General features: G+C 36.0%; 10 protein-coding genes and 1 pseudogene. 4 read left to right on the forward strand and 7 right to left on the reverse strand.

Going from position 1 to position 13,888, the window contains the following annotated elements:
- From Q0410_RS07525 to Q0410_RS07540, 4 genes are all read left to right on the forward strand, one after another.
- On the forward strand, positions 1-645 hold a 645-nt coding region (locus Q0410_RS07525; RefSeq protein ID WP_299035134.1), incomplete at its 5' end, for a carbon starvation CstA family protein.
- A 61-nt stretch (positions 646-706) separates the two neighbouring features.
- Entirely contained in the window at positions 707-1,021 is a 315-nt protein-coding gene (locus Q0410_RS07530) for a hypothetical protein (RefSeq protein WP_299035137.1), read from the forward strand.
- A 1-nt stretch (position 1,022) separates the two neighbouring features.
- The gene (locus Q0410_RS07535) at positions 1,023-1,907 is read left to right on the forward strand and encodes an AAA family ATPase (RefSeq protein WP_299035140.1); all 885 of its coding nucleotides are present in this window, start codon (positions 1,023-1,025) and stop codon (positions 1,905-1,907) included.
- Entirely contained in the window at positions 1,900-3,594 is a 1,695-nt protein-coding gene (locus Q0410_RS07540) for a VWA domain-containing protein (protein WP_299035143.1), read from the forward strand. The genes Q0410_RS07535 and Q0410_RS07540 overlap by 8 nt, the downstream gene beginning before the upstream one ends.
- A gap of 32 nt (positions 3,595-3,626) precedes the next feature.
- On the opposite strand, the gene Q0410_RS07545 is transcribed toward Q0410_RS07540, so the two are convergent.
- The 7 genes and pseudogenes from Q0410_RS07545 to Q0410_RS07575 all read right to left on the reverse strand — a co-directional run.
- A complete protein-coding gene (locus tag Q0410_RS07545; RefSeq protein ID WP_299035146.1) occupies positions 3,627-8,015 on the reverse strand; it encodes a PolC-type DNA polymerase III in 4,389 nt (1,462 codons plus the stop codon).
- Positions 8,005-9,063 (reverse strand): flavodoxin-dependent (E)-4-hydroxy-3-methylbut-2-enyl-diphosphate synthase, encoded by a 1,059-nt coding sequence (gene ispG, locus Q0410_RS07550; protein WP_299035149.1) that lies wholly within the window; start codon positions 9,061-9,063, stop codon positions 8,005-8,007. The genes Q0410_RS07545 and ispG overlap by 11 nt, the downstream gene beginning before the upstream one ends.
- 10 nt (positions 9,064-9,073) lie before the next feature.
- Positions 9,074-10,087 (reverse strand): RIP metalloprotease RseP, encoded by a 1,014-nt coding sequence (gene rseP / locus Q0410_RS07555; protein ID WP_299035152.1) that lies wholly within the window; start codon positions 10,085-10,087, stop codon positions 9,074-9,076.
- A 9-nt stretch (positions 10,088-10,096) separates the two neighbouring features.
- Positions 10,097-10,876 (reverse strand): phosphatidate cytidylyltransferase, encoded by a 780-nt coding sequence (locus Q0410_RS07560; RefSeq protein WP_299035155.1) that lies wholly within the window; start codon positions 10,874-10,876, stop codon positions 10,097-10,099.
- A complete protein-coding gene (locus Q0410_RS07565; RefSeq protein WP_299035158.1) occupies positions 10,873-11,568 on the reverse strand; it encodes an isoprenyl transferase in 696 nt (231 codons plus the stop codon). Before Q0410_RS07565 ends, Q0410_RS07560 begins: the two co-directional genes overlap by 4 nt.
- 167 nt (positions 11,569-11,735) lie before the next feature.
- Positions 11,736-13,028 (reverse strand): S41 family peptidase, encoded by a 1,293-nt coding sequence (locus Q0410_RS07570; protein ID WP_299035161.1) that lies wholly within the window; start codon positions 13,026-13,028, stop codon positions 11,736-11,738.
- A 32-nt stretch (positions 13,029-13,060) separates the two neighbouring features.
- Positions 13,061-13,888 (reverse strand): annotated as a pseudogene (locus tag Q0410_RS07575) (type I restriction endonuclease subunit R); the annotation flags it as partial.

Genomic DNA, 13,888 nt, shown 5'->3' on the forward strand with positions numbered 1-13,888 from the left:
TTCTACTCTACAATGATAGCTGAAGGTTTTATAGCTATGATCTGGGCAGCAGGTGCCATGGTACTTTTCTCCACTGGAGAAAGCGCTCTTGATACACCAGGAACAATCATGGTTGGTAATATTTCTAAATACTTCATGGGTAATATCGGAGGTTTACTTGCTATAATCGGTGTAATAGTCCTTCCTATCACATCAGGCGATACAGCATTTAGGTCACTTAGACTAATAATTTCTGAAGAGATGAATATAGACCAAAGAAAAGCTGGTAAAAGAGCCGGTCTTGCAGCAGTATTATTTATTCCAGCAGCAGGTATCCTTTACTTTGCAAAAACAAATCCTAATGGATTTAATATCCTTTGGAGATACTTCGGATTTACAAACCAATTCGTAGCAATATTTGCCCTAGCAGTTGCAACAGTATACCTAATGTACCATAGCAAAAACTACCTAATTACCTTAATACCAGGTGCCTTCTACTGCTTCATAGTATTTGCCTTTATAATAAACGCAGACCCTATTGGATTTAGACAACCATACACAATTGCCTATCCACTCGCAGCAGTAATCACAGTTTTATATGTCATCTTCGTATTAAAACTAGGTAAGAAAAACAGAGCAAGAATCGAATCTATTATTCTAGACTAAATTTTATAAAAGGGGTGGCTTAGGCCACTCTTTTTTAATATAATCTCTTATAGGAGGAATTATGAAATTTATACTGACAAAAAAAGCCCAAGACTTCGCTTTAAAGAAAAATATAAAAGATCTATTTATAAATCCAGACCTTGATAGCAAAGAGGCATGCTGTGGGATAGGAACTGTTGATTTTGATGTATCTACTAAACTTATTGGAGATAAAGAAGCCTACAAAAAATACTCGGATAAGGATATAGATATCTATGTAAATCCCAATTTCTTTTCCTTTGTAAAAGATGATATGGAAATAGAAATATCTGCCTTTGGTCTAGGAGCTTTTAAAAAATTTTATCTAAAAACAGAAATAAATACAATCGAGAGATAAGATGAAAAACCTTTATAAAAAAATCGACGACTTTAAAAATAAATATCCACTTGATAAAAGTTTAGAAGCAAGAATTCCAAACCCAAAATTTTTGTATATGGGAAATACCGTCCTAGAAGATGCTATAGCAGCTATTTTAGCTGGCAAAAATATTCTCTTGGTCGGAGATAAGTCTACAGGAAAAAACGTCCTTGCAGAAAATTTGTCCTACCTCTTTCGCCGCCCAATGTGGAATATTTCCTTTCACGTAAGTGTAGATGCCTCAAGCCTAATTGGTGATGACACCCTAAAAAAGGGAGAAGTTATCTTTAGGGAAGGTCCCATTGCCCTAGCAAGTCGTTATGGAGGATTTGCCGTCCTTGATGAGATTAATATGGCAAAAAACGAAGCCATGGCAGTCCTCCACTCTGTCCTTGACTACAGGAGAAAAATCGATATACCAGGCTACAACCTTATAGAAGTCCATCCAGCAACCCGTTTTATAGCAACCATGAACTACGGCTATGAGGGTACGCGTGACCTTAACGAGGCCCTATTATCAAGATTTGTTATTATAAAGATGCCAAGGATAGAAGATAGCGACCTAAGATATCTTATAAAAACCCACTACCCAGACCTTAAGGAAGCTTTTATAAATGACCTAGCAAACTTTTTTAGAGATCTCAAAGATAAGGCAGAAAACCACGAGATTTCTGATTTAGCCCCAGATTTACGTGGTATTTTTGACGCCCTTGACTTAGTCAAGGAGGGAGTTGAATTTAAGGAAGCTATGAGACTTTGCCTTGTAAATAAAATCTTTGATGACTATGAGATGGATCTAATAGAAGATTTATTAAAGGCTCGTTTTAAGGATAATATTTATCAAAAAGATATAGCAAATGGATAGAACAAAGAAAAAAATCTATGAAAATAGAATAAATAACCTCCAACGGGCAGGTGCTAAAAATTACGATGTGGATAATTTCATAATTGGGGAAAATATTGACGGCAATCCGGATTTTTATCTCAATTTAATTATTGGCCTTGCTATAAAATATTTAGGTGAAAAAGAAATAAAAAATTTATTTGATTCCTGGGCCTATAATATAAGACGAGATAAGTATGATTTGGCCTTGATTTTTATCATAGAAGACTTCGTCTACAAAAAAGAAATTAATAACCGTCCTGTTCTAAAGTCTTTAAGAAAGGCCTACGCAGAGAAGTTTTTAGATGATAAGTATGACCTAAACAGGAGAAACCTTGCCCTCAGACAAAATCAAATCTATAGGCTAGAAATACTCAGAATGAAGGAAATCCTAGGAGAAAATCCCGGTAAAATTTCAAACAAAGACTTAAATCTCTATAAATCCTTAAGACTTCCTGAAGATACAAACCAAACTAATTTAGAAAAAAGAGTAATTAGGCTTTTTATAACCTACCTAGGCTATAGGGAAAATAAGGTCCTAAAAAAATTCCCATCCTTAAATCTAACTCTATTTGAAAGTGCAGGCATAGTAAGCCTTGAAAGATCAAATATGCCAGCAAGTTTTAAAGGCAAAAGTCAAAAGACTTATGGCCTAGGAAACTTTATCTTAGATTTTAGGATAAAAAAAAGAAGAGAAAGCCTAGCCTACATAGGAAAAACCTTTGGTAAGTCTCTTTTTGATGAAAAAATAAGGCTGGGTATTGAAAGAGGTTTATGCACGGGATCTCATAAAAAATCAAGACTATTTTTTACCAAGGGCATTAGCGACAATGATAAGGGCCTAGACCAGGATTTAAACAAAAAAACCATCGAAAGACACCTCTTAAAATTTAAAACGAATAAGGCAGCCTATACCAGGGCCATTTCTGTCCTATCTAAGGAAATCAAACTTAAGCTAAACCTTACTTCCTCTTTTGACTACGATCTAGGAAGAAGGGGTAAGCTTATCCCAAAACTTGCCTACAAGGCAGAAATATCTGATAGAGCAAGGATTTTTAAGAAGAAAAGTCTAGTTACTGACCCTTCTATGAAAGTTGACCTCTTAGTTGACGGATCAGCCTCCCTTCTTGATAGAGAATCAGAAGTAGCTATCGAAGCCTATATCCTAGCTAAATCTCTCGAAAATAACAATATCCTAAATAGGATAATCTCCTTTCAGACTGTAGGAGATTTTACCATCCTTACTATCCTTAAAGACTACGACGAAAATACTGATATGAAGAAAATATTTCGTTTTAAATCCATGGGTCGGAACAGGGACGGCCTTGTCTTTCGCGCCTATAGGTCCCTTTTATCTAAGGATAATAAAAATACCCTAAGTATAATACTAACAGATGCCAATCCGCAGGACCTAAAGCCCCTTATAACAGAAGGCCTTAGGCTAAATAAGCCCTACCAAGATCAAATAAGCCTTGAGGATACCAGGGAAAGTCTAAAGGCCCTTAGAAAAAACGGCCTAAAAATAGCCGCCATAATAAATGGCGACCATGTAGAAAATTCCAAGGCTCTTTATAGAAATGACTTCATAAAAATAAAGTCCCCTACTGGCATAGCCTCTGCTGCTGGTAAATTTATCAAAAAACAAATATCATCCATAGAAAAAAGCTGAATTCATTATAATTTTGAACTCAGCTTTTATTTTTAAAATAATCCATCAAACAAAGACATTTGGTTCTCTTCTTGGATTCCTTCTATAATTCCTAGGTCTTTTAGACTCTTAAGGGCATTTTTATTTACGGATGTTCTAGATGTTAAATCTTCTACCGAAATAAATTCTCCCTTGACCCTTTCTCTTACTATATCCCTCGCCATAGCCTCACTTACATCATCGACTGCAGCTAGGGGTGGGAGGATTTCTCCATCCTTTATTAAAAACTTTGTCGCATCTGATTTATAAATATCAGCCTTGCTTATTTTTATTTCTCTAGCGTGCATCTCTTCTGCAACCTCGAGAACTGTCTTTAAATCATTGTCTCTTTGGGTCAGGTCGAAATTATTTCTATAAGAATCTAAGGACATTTGAACTGAATCAAAACCAGCAAGGATGGTTGAATAAGAGAAGTCTCCAAGCTTACTTGAATAATAAGAAGCATAGAAGGCTTCTGGATAATAAACCTTGTAGTAGGCAATCCTGTAGCTCATCAAGCAATAGGCAACAGCGTGGGCCTTAGGAAAGAGGTATTTAATCTTTAGGCAAGAATCTATATACCAATCCTTGACCCCATTTTCCCTCATGTAATCAATAGTCTCCTCGCTAAGAGGTTTTCCCTTACGGACCTTTTCCATGATATTGAAAGACTTTTTCTTATCAAGGCCTTCTTGGATAAGGGCGTTCATAATATCATCACGAGTTGATATTATCTCATTAAAGTCGGCTGTATTGCTCTTTATGAGGTCTTGGGCGTTATTTAGCCACACATCTGTACCGTGGGATAGTCCAGAAATCCTTGCCATCTCAGAAAACTTCTTTGGATAGGTATCCTTCAGCATGCCACGGACAAAGTTTGTCCCAAATTCTGGTATACCTAGAGTACCTATATCATTATTTGAAAAATCGTGTTTGATTTTAAGTGGTTCTGTAGATGAGAAAATCTTCATTACGTCTTGATCATCCATCTTTATCTTTAATGGATCAGTTCCTGTTAAGTCTTGTAGGTTCCTTATAACAGATGGCACATCGTGGCCTAGAAGGTCAAGTTTTAAAAGCGTCTCCTCCATTACCCTATATGGGAAATGAGTGGTCCTATTGCCGCTAGATGGGTCGTCCGCTGGATATTGGATTGGACATATATCAAATACATCTATATCATCTGGCACAACTATAAGACCGCCTGGGTGTTGGCCTGTTGACCTTTTTACTTCACTAAGTCCTCTTTGAAGTTTCCTAATTTGGGCACCGGTTAGGTTTAAGTTATTTTCTTCCATGTATTTTTTGATATAACCAAAGGCGGTATTATCCTTGATTGTACCGATAGTACCTGCTCTAAAGACCTTGCCTTCACCAAAAAGTTCTTCAGTGTATTTGTGGATAGTTGGTTGGTATTCACCAGCAAAGTTTAAGTCTATATCTGGCTCCTTATCACCTTCAAAACCTAAGAAGACTTCAAAAGGGATGTTGTGACCATCCTTGTGCATGGCAGTTCCACATTCTGGACAATCTTTGTCTGGATAATCTATACCTGATCCTAAAAGATCTTCTTCAAAAAACTCTGAATGCTTACAAGATGGGCATACGTAGTGAGGAGATAGGGGATTTACTTCTGTAATATCAGCCATGGTAGCTGCAAAGGATGATCCAACAGAACCTCTTGATCCTACCAAGTAACCATCTTCATTAGATTTTTTAACAAGTTTTTGGGCGATTATATACAAAACAGCATAGCCATTTGATATAATCGAATGAAGTTCTCTATCTAACCTATCTTTTACTATCTTTGGCAAAGGATCTCCGTAGATTTCATGAGCCTTATTAAAGCAAGCTTCCCTTAGCATATCTTCAGAGCCTTCGATTTTTGGAGGGAAGGTTCCTGGTGGTATTGGCCTTATATCTTCAAGAGCTGCCACAATTTTTTTAGGATTTCTAATAACAAGCTCATAAGATTTAGAATCTCCTAAATAGGCAAAGTCATTTAGCATCTCTTCTGTAGTTCTCAAATAATATAGGGGTCTATTTTCCCTATAAAAGAAGAAAGAACCTTTTTTAAGAATATTTCTTAATTTATAATCACCTGGCTTTAGGTATCTGACCCCGCCTGTGGCTGCAACTAGCTTATTGTTTTCTTCTCCAAAATCGATTATAGTTTGGTTTATTTTTTTTACCTGATCTAGGGAATCAATTTTTCCACCCTCTACCTTATCCAAAAACATGGATACAGGTTCTACTTGATAAAAATCAAAGAGATCTAAAACTCTTTTTATATCCCTATCATTTCTCTCATTTAGGATATAGTCAAAAAGCATACCCTCTGAACCACCAGCTCCTAAGAGTAAACCCTCCCTATACTTTTTAAGAACAGAAAGTGGAGTTCTTGCTTCACCATTTGCTATATGGTTCATCCTTGATTCTGAAATTAACTTGTATAAATTTTTTAGCCCTGTCTTATCCTTGGCGTAGGCAAGGGCTGAGAAGGTCTGGTGCTTGGCTTTGGGATAAGAGGTTTTTAGCCTATTTATAGTTGATATATCAAGGCCATCTTCTTCCATAATTATCCTATACATTTTGATAAAAATTTGAGCTGTAGCTTTAGCATCATCGCTTGCCCTATGGTGGTTAAAGGCTGGTATATCAAGCTTTCTTGCAATTTTATCTAGGGAGAATTTCCCCATATCAACAAAAAGGGCTCTGGCCATTGGTAGGGTATCTAGGTAAATTGGATCAAATTTAAAACCAAGCTTATGGGCATTATGTCTAATAAAGCCCACGTCAAAGTCTGTATTTTGACCAACTAAAAGACTATCCCCACAAAATTCTAAAAAACCTGGCAAAACTTCGTCAATCTTTGGCTTATCAGCTAGCATGGCATCAGTAATACCAGTTATTTCAATGATTTTTTCTGGAAGCATTCTTTCAGGATTTATAAGCTGGTTGTAGGTTTCGGTGATTTCCCCGTTCTCTACCCTGACAGCTCCTATTTCTGTTATAGCGTCCCTATATTTTAAAAGTCCTGTTGTCTCTATATCAAAGACTACAAAAGACCCGTCTTCTAGGTCTTTGAAGGTTGGGACTTCTTCATTTGAAAGATTTGTCAATATCCTTAACTCATCTTCTACAAGGAGGAGTTCTACCCCGTTTAAGACCCTAATTCCATTTTTCTTATACTTGTCATAAACATAAGGCAAAACTTGGAGGTTTTCTGTATCAGTAATACCTATAGTATCCCAGCCCCAGTCCTTAAGGACAGGTAAAAGCTCTCCATCATCAACAAAGCCATCTAGGTTGGTGTATTTAGAGTGAAGCTCTAGTTCAAACCTCTTATCAGTTGCTAAGTCTACCTTCTTAGAAATCAAAGCATCAACCATGGAATTTACTGTAAAAACATCTTCCTTGGCGAAATCATCAAAGTTTAAAACTCCCTCGACCTGGACATCAAGTCCATCTTTTAAGCCTTCTAACTTAAAGTTATTTTTCTTATTGGCAAAAAGCTTACAAGATATAGCGTCGGTCTTATCCTCAAGGTCAAAGGTATAGATAAAATAACCAGACTTGGTCTCAAAGACAGAAAGCCCATAGATAGTCCCTATTAGAGAATTTGTTACACCTTTTTTGTCATAGATATCCTGAATTTCTATGGGATCATTTTTTATCTTTCTCCCAAAATTCAAGCCGTCTGTCTTTTTTTTAGCCTCTTGTTTTTCCTTTTGGTTGTTTTGATAATTTATAGCCTGGGCTATTTTTCTTTGAAGCTGGGCTTCCTTGGCTTTTTTCAAGTCTTCAAAGGAGTTTCCTTCTTTAGCCTTTTTTAGACTAGAAGTAGGGACTTCCTCTTTCTCAGCCTCTTTGCTTTTATTCAAATCTTCTTTAATAGGTTTAGTCTCTTCTCCGCTCTCTTCGCGAGATTCTTCTTGAGAAGATTCTTCTTGAGATTTTTCTTTACCTTTATCGCTACTTTCTGCATAACTTGGGTCTTTACTTACAAGAACTTGGTCTATGTCATGCCCATCTTCTTTATCAGGAGATTCTTGTATAGATTGCGATTCTTCCCCGAGTTCATCGATAGGATTTTTAGAATTTTCGCTATCAGGCTCCTTAAAAACTACATCGTTGAGATTATCAGGTACATCTTCATACTCTATGTCACCTTCATAGGCAGGGATGTAGTCATCTATAGGATTTGTAGGGATTTTCTCATAAGAAAGTTTAAGCCTTACATAAGAAAAATAATCTCTTAAATCTTCTTCGAGTCTAGAATCAAGTGGGTTTTGAGATTTTATCTTAATTTCAAGGAGATTTTCACCCTTGTAGTAAACTGCACTTATGATACTATATAAATTTTCTTCGACATTTATAAAATTTGCCAGATCAATTTGCATTTTTTTCTTCTTTTAAAGCTTCAATCAAAGTATCAACTATATCTTCTTCTTTCACTTTTTTAATAGTCTTGCCATTTTTAAATAAAAAGCCCATACCATTAGCAGCAGAGATCCCATAGTCAGCTTCTTTTGATTCGCCAGGACCATTTACCGGACAACCCATAATGGCAACCTTGGCATTTATATCAAGACCCCTTGACTTTTCCTCTACTTCTGCAACTATCTTTGGAAGGTCAACTGTAGTACGAGAACAAGTTGGGCAAGAGACTATATCAAGACCATCTCGTCTAAGACCAAGAGCTTTAAGAATTGCCTTAGCTGCCCTTACTTCTTCTAAAATATCACCTGTGATAGAAACCCTTAGAGTATCACCTATGCCATCTTTAAGTAAGGAACCTATACCAATAGATGATTTTACAAGGGCTTGGTAAAGGGGACCTGCTTCAGTAACACCTAGGTGAAGAGGATATTCTACCTTGGATGATAAAAGCCTATAGGCGTCAATCATGGTATTAACATCAGAAGATTTAACCGAGATTTTTATATCACGAAAGTCCATCTCCTCAAGGATTTTTACTTCTTCTAGGGCACTTGCCACAAGGGAGTCCTTGTTTACCCCTCCAAACCTATCAATAATATCTCTTGAAATAGATCCAGAGTTTACTCCTATTCTTATAGGGATTTGGCGTTTCTTGCACTCTTCAACTAAAAGAGCTACCTTATCACGGCCACCGATATTTCCTGGGTTGTACCTTAGGCAGTCGCAACCATTTTCTACTGCTGCAAGGGCAAGCTTGTAGTCAAACTGGATATCTGCCACAAAGGGAATGTTTGTTAATTCCTTAATCTTTAAAATAGCTCTCGCATCTTCTATAGTGTTTATAGCAGATCTAGAAATATCGCAGCCTTCAGCCTCAAGTGCTCTTATTTGCTTAACTACCGCATCTACATCGCTAGTCTTTGCTGTTGTCATTGATTGGATAGAAATAGGAGAGCCACCTCCAACAGCAACATCTCCTACAAAAATTTTTCTTGTTTCTTTTCTCATATTTACCTTCTTATCTAAATAAATTTATAATATCTTTTATGGAAACCACCAAGATTAGACCTAATAAGATGAAAAATCCAATCATGGTTACTCTCTCTTCAAATTTCTTGTTAATTTTTTTGCCGCTTGCCATCTCAATAGCACTTGTAAGAAGCTTAGATCCATCAAGGGCTGGTATGGGTAAGAGGTTAAAGACGGCAAGGTTTACTGAAATATAGGCTAAAAAGTATAAAAGATTGCTAAGACCTGTCTGAGCTTGATTGCCTATTTCTTTTAGAACTCCAACAGGGCCTGATAGGGCTCCTAGGGCAAGTTTACCAGTAAAAAGTCTACCAAGGATAGTAAAAATCATCTTAATATTTCGTCCTGTTTCCTTAAAACCAAGGCCTATAGCCTCAAAAAATCCGGGATTACGCCTAGCTGGAACTATACCTATATAGATATTTTCCGCTTCAACTCTTGGCTTAAAATCAAAATCTAGGATCTTTCCATCCCTTTTAACTTCTACCCTTACTTTCTTATCAAAGTTGTCATCTTCATAAAATTTTCCCACTTCTTTAGAAATATCAGTAAAATCAGAAATCTCAGCATTATTGATTTTTAAAATCTCATCGCCAATTTCTATACCAGCTGCCTTAGCAGGTGACTTATCAATAAAATCATCTACCCTAGTAGTAACTACTCCACTTAAGAAACCCACTATAGTAAAAACTACTACTGCTATAATTAAATTTGCCACAGGTCCTGCAAGAATGGTTAGAAACCTCTTAAAAGCAGGGGCATTGTCAAAGCTTCTTGGGTCATTTGACTCATCTTCCTCACCTTCCATAGCACAATATCCACCAATAGGAATAGCCCTTAAAGAATAAGTAGTCTCTCCTTTTTCTTTTGAATAGATTAGAGGCCCCATTCCTATAGCAAACTCATTTACCTTTATTCCCGATTTTTTAGCCACAATAAAGTGGCCAAACTCGTGGAAAACTATCAGTAGCAAAAATAAAACTACCGCTAATATTATTCTCATTAATTCTCCTTAAATTCTAGAAAAAAGATAAAGGACAGGTGCAATAAACATGATAGAATCAAACCTATCAAGGATGCCACCGTGACCTGGTATAAGGTTACCAAAATCTTTAATTCCAGTTTGTCTTTTTATATATGAAGCAATTAAATCCCCAATCTGAGACATAATCGCAGCTATAATTGTAAAAATAACTATCTCTCTTATATAATTATCTAGGCCAAACTCATGACAGTAGACAATATTTAAAACTGTCGCACCGATAATCCCACCAATAGAACCTTCTATAGTTTTATTAGGACTAATGTGGGCCATCCACTCCATCTTATGCTTACCAAAAAGGCTACCAACAAGATATGCAAAGGTATCTGAACCCCATGCAGTAATATAAAGCATCCAAACATAGGAAACATCTTTAATCCTCAAAATATGAGAAAATAAAAGTGATACATAAAGCATAACAAAGGCAGCAGCAAAGGCATCATACAATGAATAATGCCCTGTTAAAATTATATACATAAATAAACATAAAACCGAAACAACAATTGATGCTATATACATATCCGAATTATTTATAAAAGCTGCAAGCATAATCATTCCGTTGATAAAGTACAAGGCTTTTATTGGCAAGTGAAGGTCAATTTTCTTTAAAGCCTTGTCCATCTCATGAAGGGCTATATAAGAAAAAGCTGTCACCCCAAGGGCAAGGGGAATCCTACCCATATAAGTAATAAGTATTAGAAGGGTCAAAATAACAATGCCACCCAAGGCCCTATTTAAAAACTTAATCATAAGCCACCATATCTTCTATCTCTTTTGGTGAAAGCTACTATCGCTTCCCTAAGGTCATCTTCTGTAAAATCAGGCCACAAAACTTCAGTAAAATACAGCTCTGTATAGGCAAGCTGGTAGACTAAAAAGTTTGACAATCTAAGCTCACCACCCGGTCTAATTAAAAGATCTGGATCAGCTTGACCCGATGTATATAAGTTATCCGAAATTAATTCTTCTGTAATCTCATCAGATCCGTAGCCTTTTTTCATAATTTCTTTAAAACTGTGGACAAGTTCGTCCCTGCCCCCATAGTTTAGGGCGATATTTATAACAAGCGACTTGTTATCCTTTGTTTTATCTAAGGCAAATTCGCAAGCCTCTTTAGTCTTTTTAGGAAGCTTTGTTATATCTCCTAAGAAATTTAGCTTACAATCTTCTTCCATAAGCTCATCTATCTTAGAATTTACAAATTTAATCAGTAAATCCATCAAAAACCCAACTTCACTAGCAGGTCTTTTCCAATTTTCTGTAGAAAATGCATAAAGAGTCAAAGTTTTAACGCCAAATTTCTTAGCTGACCTTGCTATCCTAATCACATTTTCCGCACCTTCCTTATGGCCGAAGGTCCTAGGCCTATTTTGTTTTTTAGCCCACCTGCCATTTCCATCAAGGATAATGGCTATGTGGTTTGGTATTTTTAATTCAGTCATAATCCCTCTCTATATCCTAACCACTATACCCAAAGGAGGGCTTATTTTCTATAAAATTTTAGGCTTATAAGTAAGCTTGTCCATTTTATTTTTCATTTCAATTTCCTATTTTACTAATTCCAAGAGTAAAAGCGGCATATTTTCTTATGCCGCCTGTTTTTATAATTTTATTTATCCTTAGACTCAAGTTTAATAACTTCCCTAACACAACCGTCATTAGAAGGGATTTGTGAGTGGTCTTTTCTTGGGATTTCTATGTCTGGGATAGTGTAAGTGGATTCTTCAATTGTTTTTGTTTCCCTAAGACCGAGCTGGTGGGAGAATCTTAGGATGTATTTGGTATTTGGGAGTTTGACCATGGCAGGACTTGTTCCTATACCGTCGCCTCCAGTTTTCTCACCTATAACCACCCCTAGATTATTATCTTTAAAAAAGTGGGCTGCAACTTGGGCTGAAGAGTAGACTTCCCTATCTACCAAAAGATAAAGATTACCATCAAATTTATAGTCGTCTTTAAATTCTCCCTTGTTTTTATATCCTGGATTAAAAATAATATGGGTGTAATTTTTTCTAAGGTCAGCCATCATTTCCTTATTCTTTTTAAGAAAAGGAATATTTTCCTCCATATATTTAAAGTCAGACTCTTTAATTTTCTTTATCACTCTTTTTATCTCTGGGTATTGGGCATCGTACTTAAATACTTCATCTGTCCTAAATAAAATATATTCATGAGTATCTTTAAAGTCTTTTTTTCCCATAATCATAGGATATAAATAGTCATATATGTAAGAGGCATTGCCCCCACCATTACCTCTGATATCGATAATCAAGGCCCTTTTATTTTTAGATTTTTTAAGATAATTCTTTAAAAGGTCTAAATCATCAGCAAAAGCATCACTTTCTGGATCTATCATAGCTCTTATTTTTAGGTAGACGATGTCATTATTTATATCTTGGACCTTGAGGTTCTGAGTATCAGCAAGACTTTTTTCAAATATTTTATCAAAAAAACGTGAAATTTTGGTATCAAATAAATAATTTATAAGGTCATAATTTACAGTTTTGGGATAAAGGTCATTGGCCAAAGTGAAAGTTTCCTTAATGTCATGGGCCTGCCTTGAATCTAAAAGATTGGTATGGCCATCTTCAAGGTCCGATAAAATCTTATTCATCTTATCAAAAAATTCTTTATCCGTCTTTAGGTTTTTGATTTCTTGCTTGTAATCTTCTCGATTTTTCAAAAAATCATAGGTCCCATTCCTATAAAAAAGAGCATAGTATTTTTCTAGGGTGTCAAAAGCATAGTCAAAGTCATTTTCATAAGGACTTTGCTTATCAGAATAATATTTAGGGTCAATTTCATAATCAAAATGAGTTTCCTTATCTCTTAGTAAGAAGGAGAGGGAAACTCCTATTGTGATTGCGAAAATTAGCCCTAATATTTTTGTAAGTTTTTTCATAATTCACCTCAAAGCATGGCCAAGCAAATATTTTATGCCCTAAGGCTCCTATAGATTTCGCTTAGGAAAATACCCAAGACTTCTTTTTGTGCATCGTCATGGTCTAGGAGGTAGGAGAAAAATCCTTGATTTTGTCCCAAACCTTCTATGAGGGCGTCTTCCACATTTGAAAAATATGAGAATTTGAAGTCATTTTCAGAATTATTTTTGGCTGATGTTTTTAATTCGTCAGATTTTAGCATAATATCTCTGATCTGCATAGCAGCCTTGGTTGCCACGTCCACATCATAGTTTGCCCCTGTTTTGGCATTGATTTCTGCAATTATTTCTGACAACCTTTCCTTTTTGTCTGGTGGTAATTCTATAGGACCTGCCACAGGTAGGCTTATTATAGGAGATGAAGTACCTCCACCACCCGTATGAGTCCCACTCTTCTTTTGGACAAAATTATCAGCCCTCACCTTGCCCTTAAGGTCAAAACCAGGGCCAGCTTCATTTATGGATATGATTTTTAGGAAATAGGAAATATAGATATAGAACTTGTGAACATCCACATCCTCAAAGCAAGAAACTTGGATCAAAAATTCATAAAATCTTTTGAAGTTTCTCATAGTTGAGATAAAGTCCTTCTGTTCTTCTTCTGATAATTCCTTTAGTCTCCTATTTGCATTTTGCAAAGACATCATTAGTGACCTTTGCTCTTTAGCAGTAATATTCCCCTCTCTCTTCTTAAAAATTAGCTCATTTGCCCTATCCACATCAAGTGGATCAATCACATTATAGCCCTCAATACTTGTTAAAATATCCCTAACCTTGCTGGCTGTCAAATCACTCGCAAGCAGGGTTGTTGTATAATATGG

This window comes from uncultured Anaerococcus sp. (assembly GCF_937934665.1).
In the GTDB taxonomy this organism is placed as follows: Bacteria; Bacillota; Clostridia; order Tissierellales; family Peptoniphilaceae; genus Anaerococcus.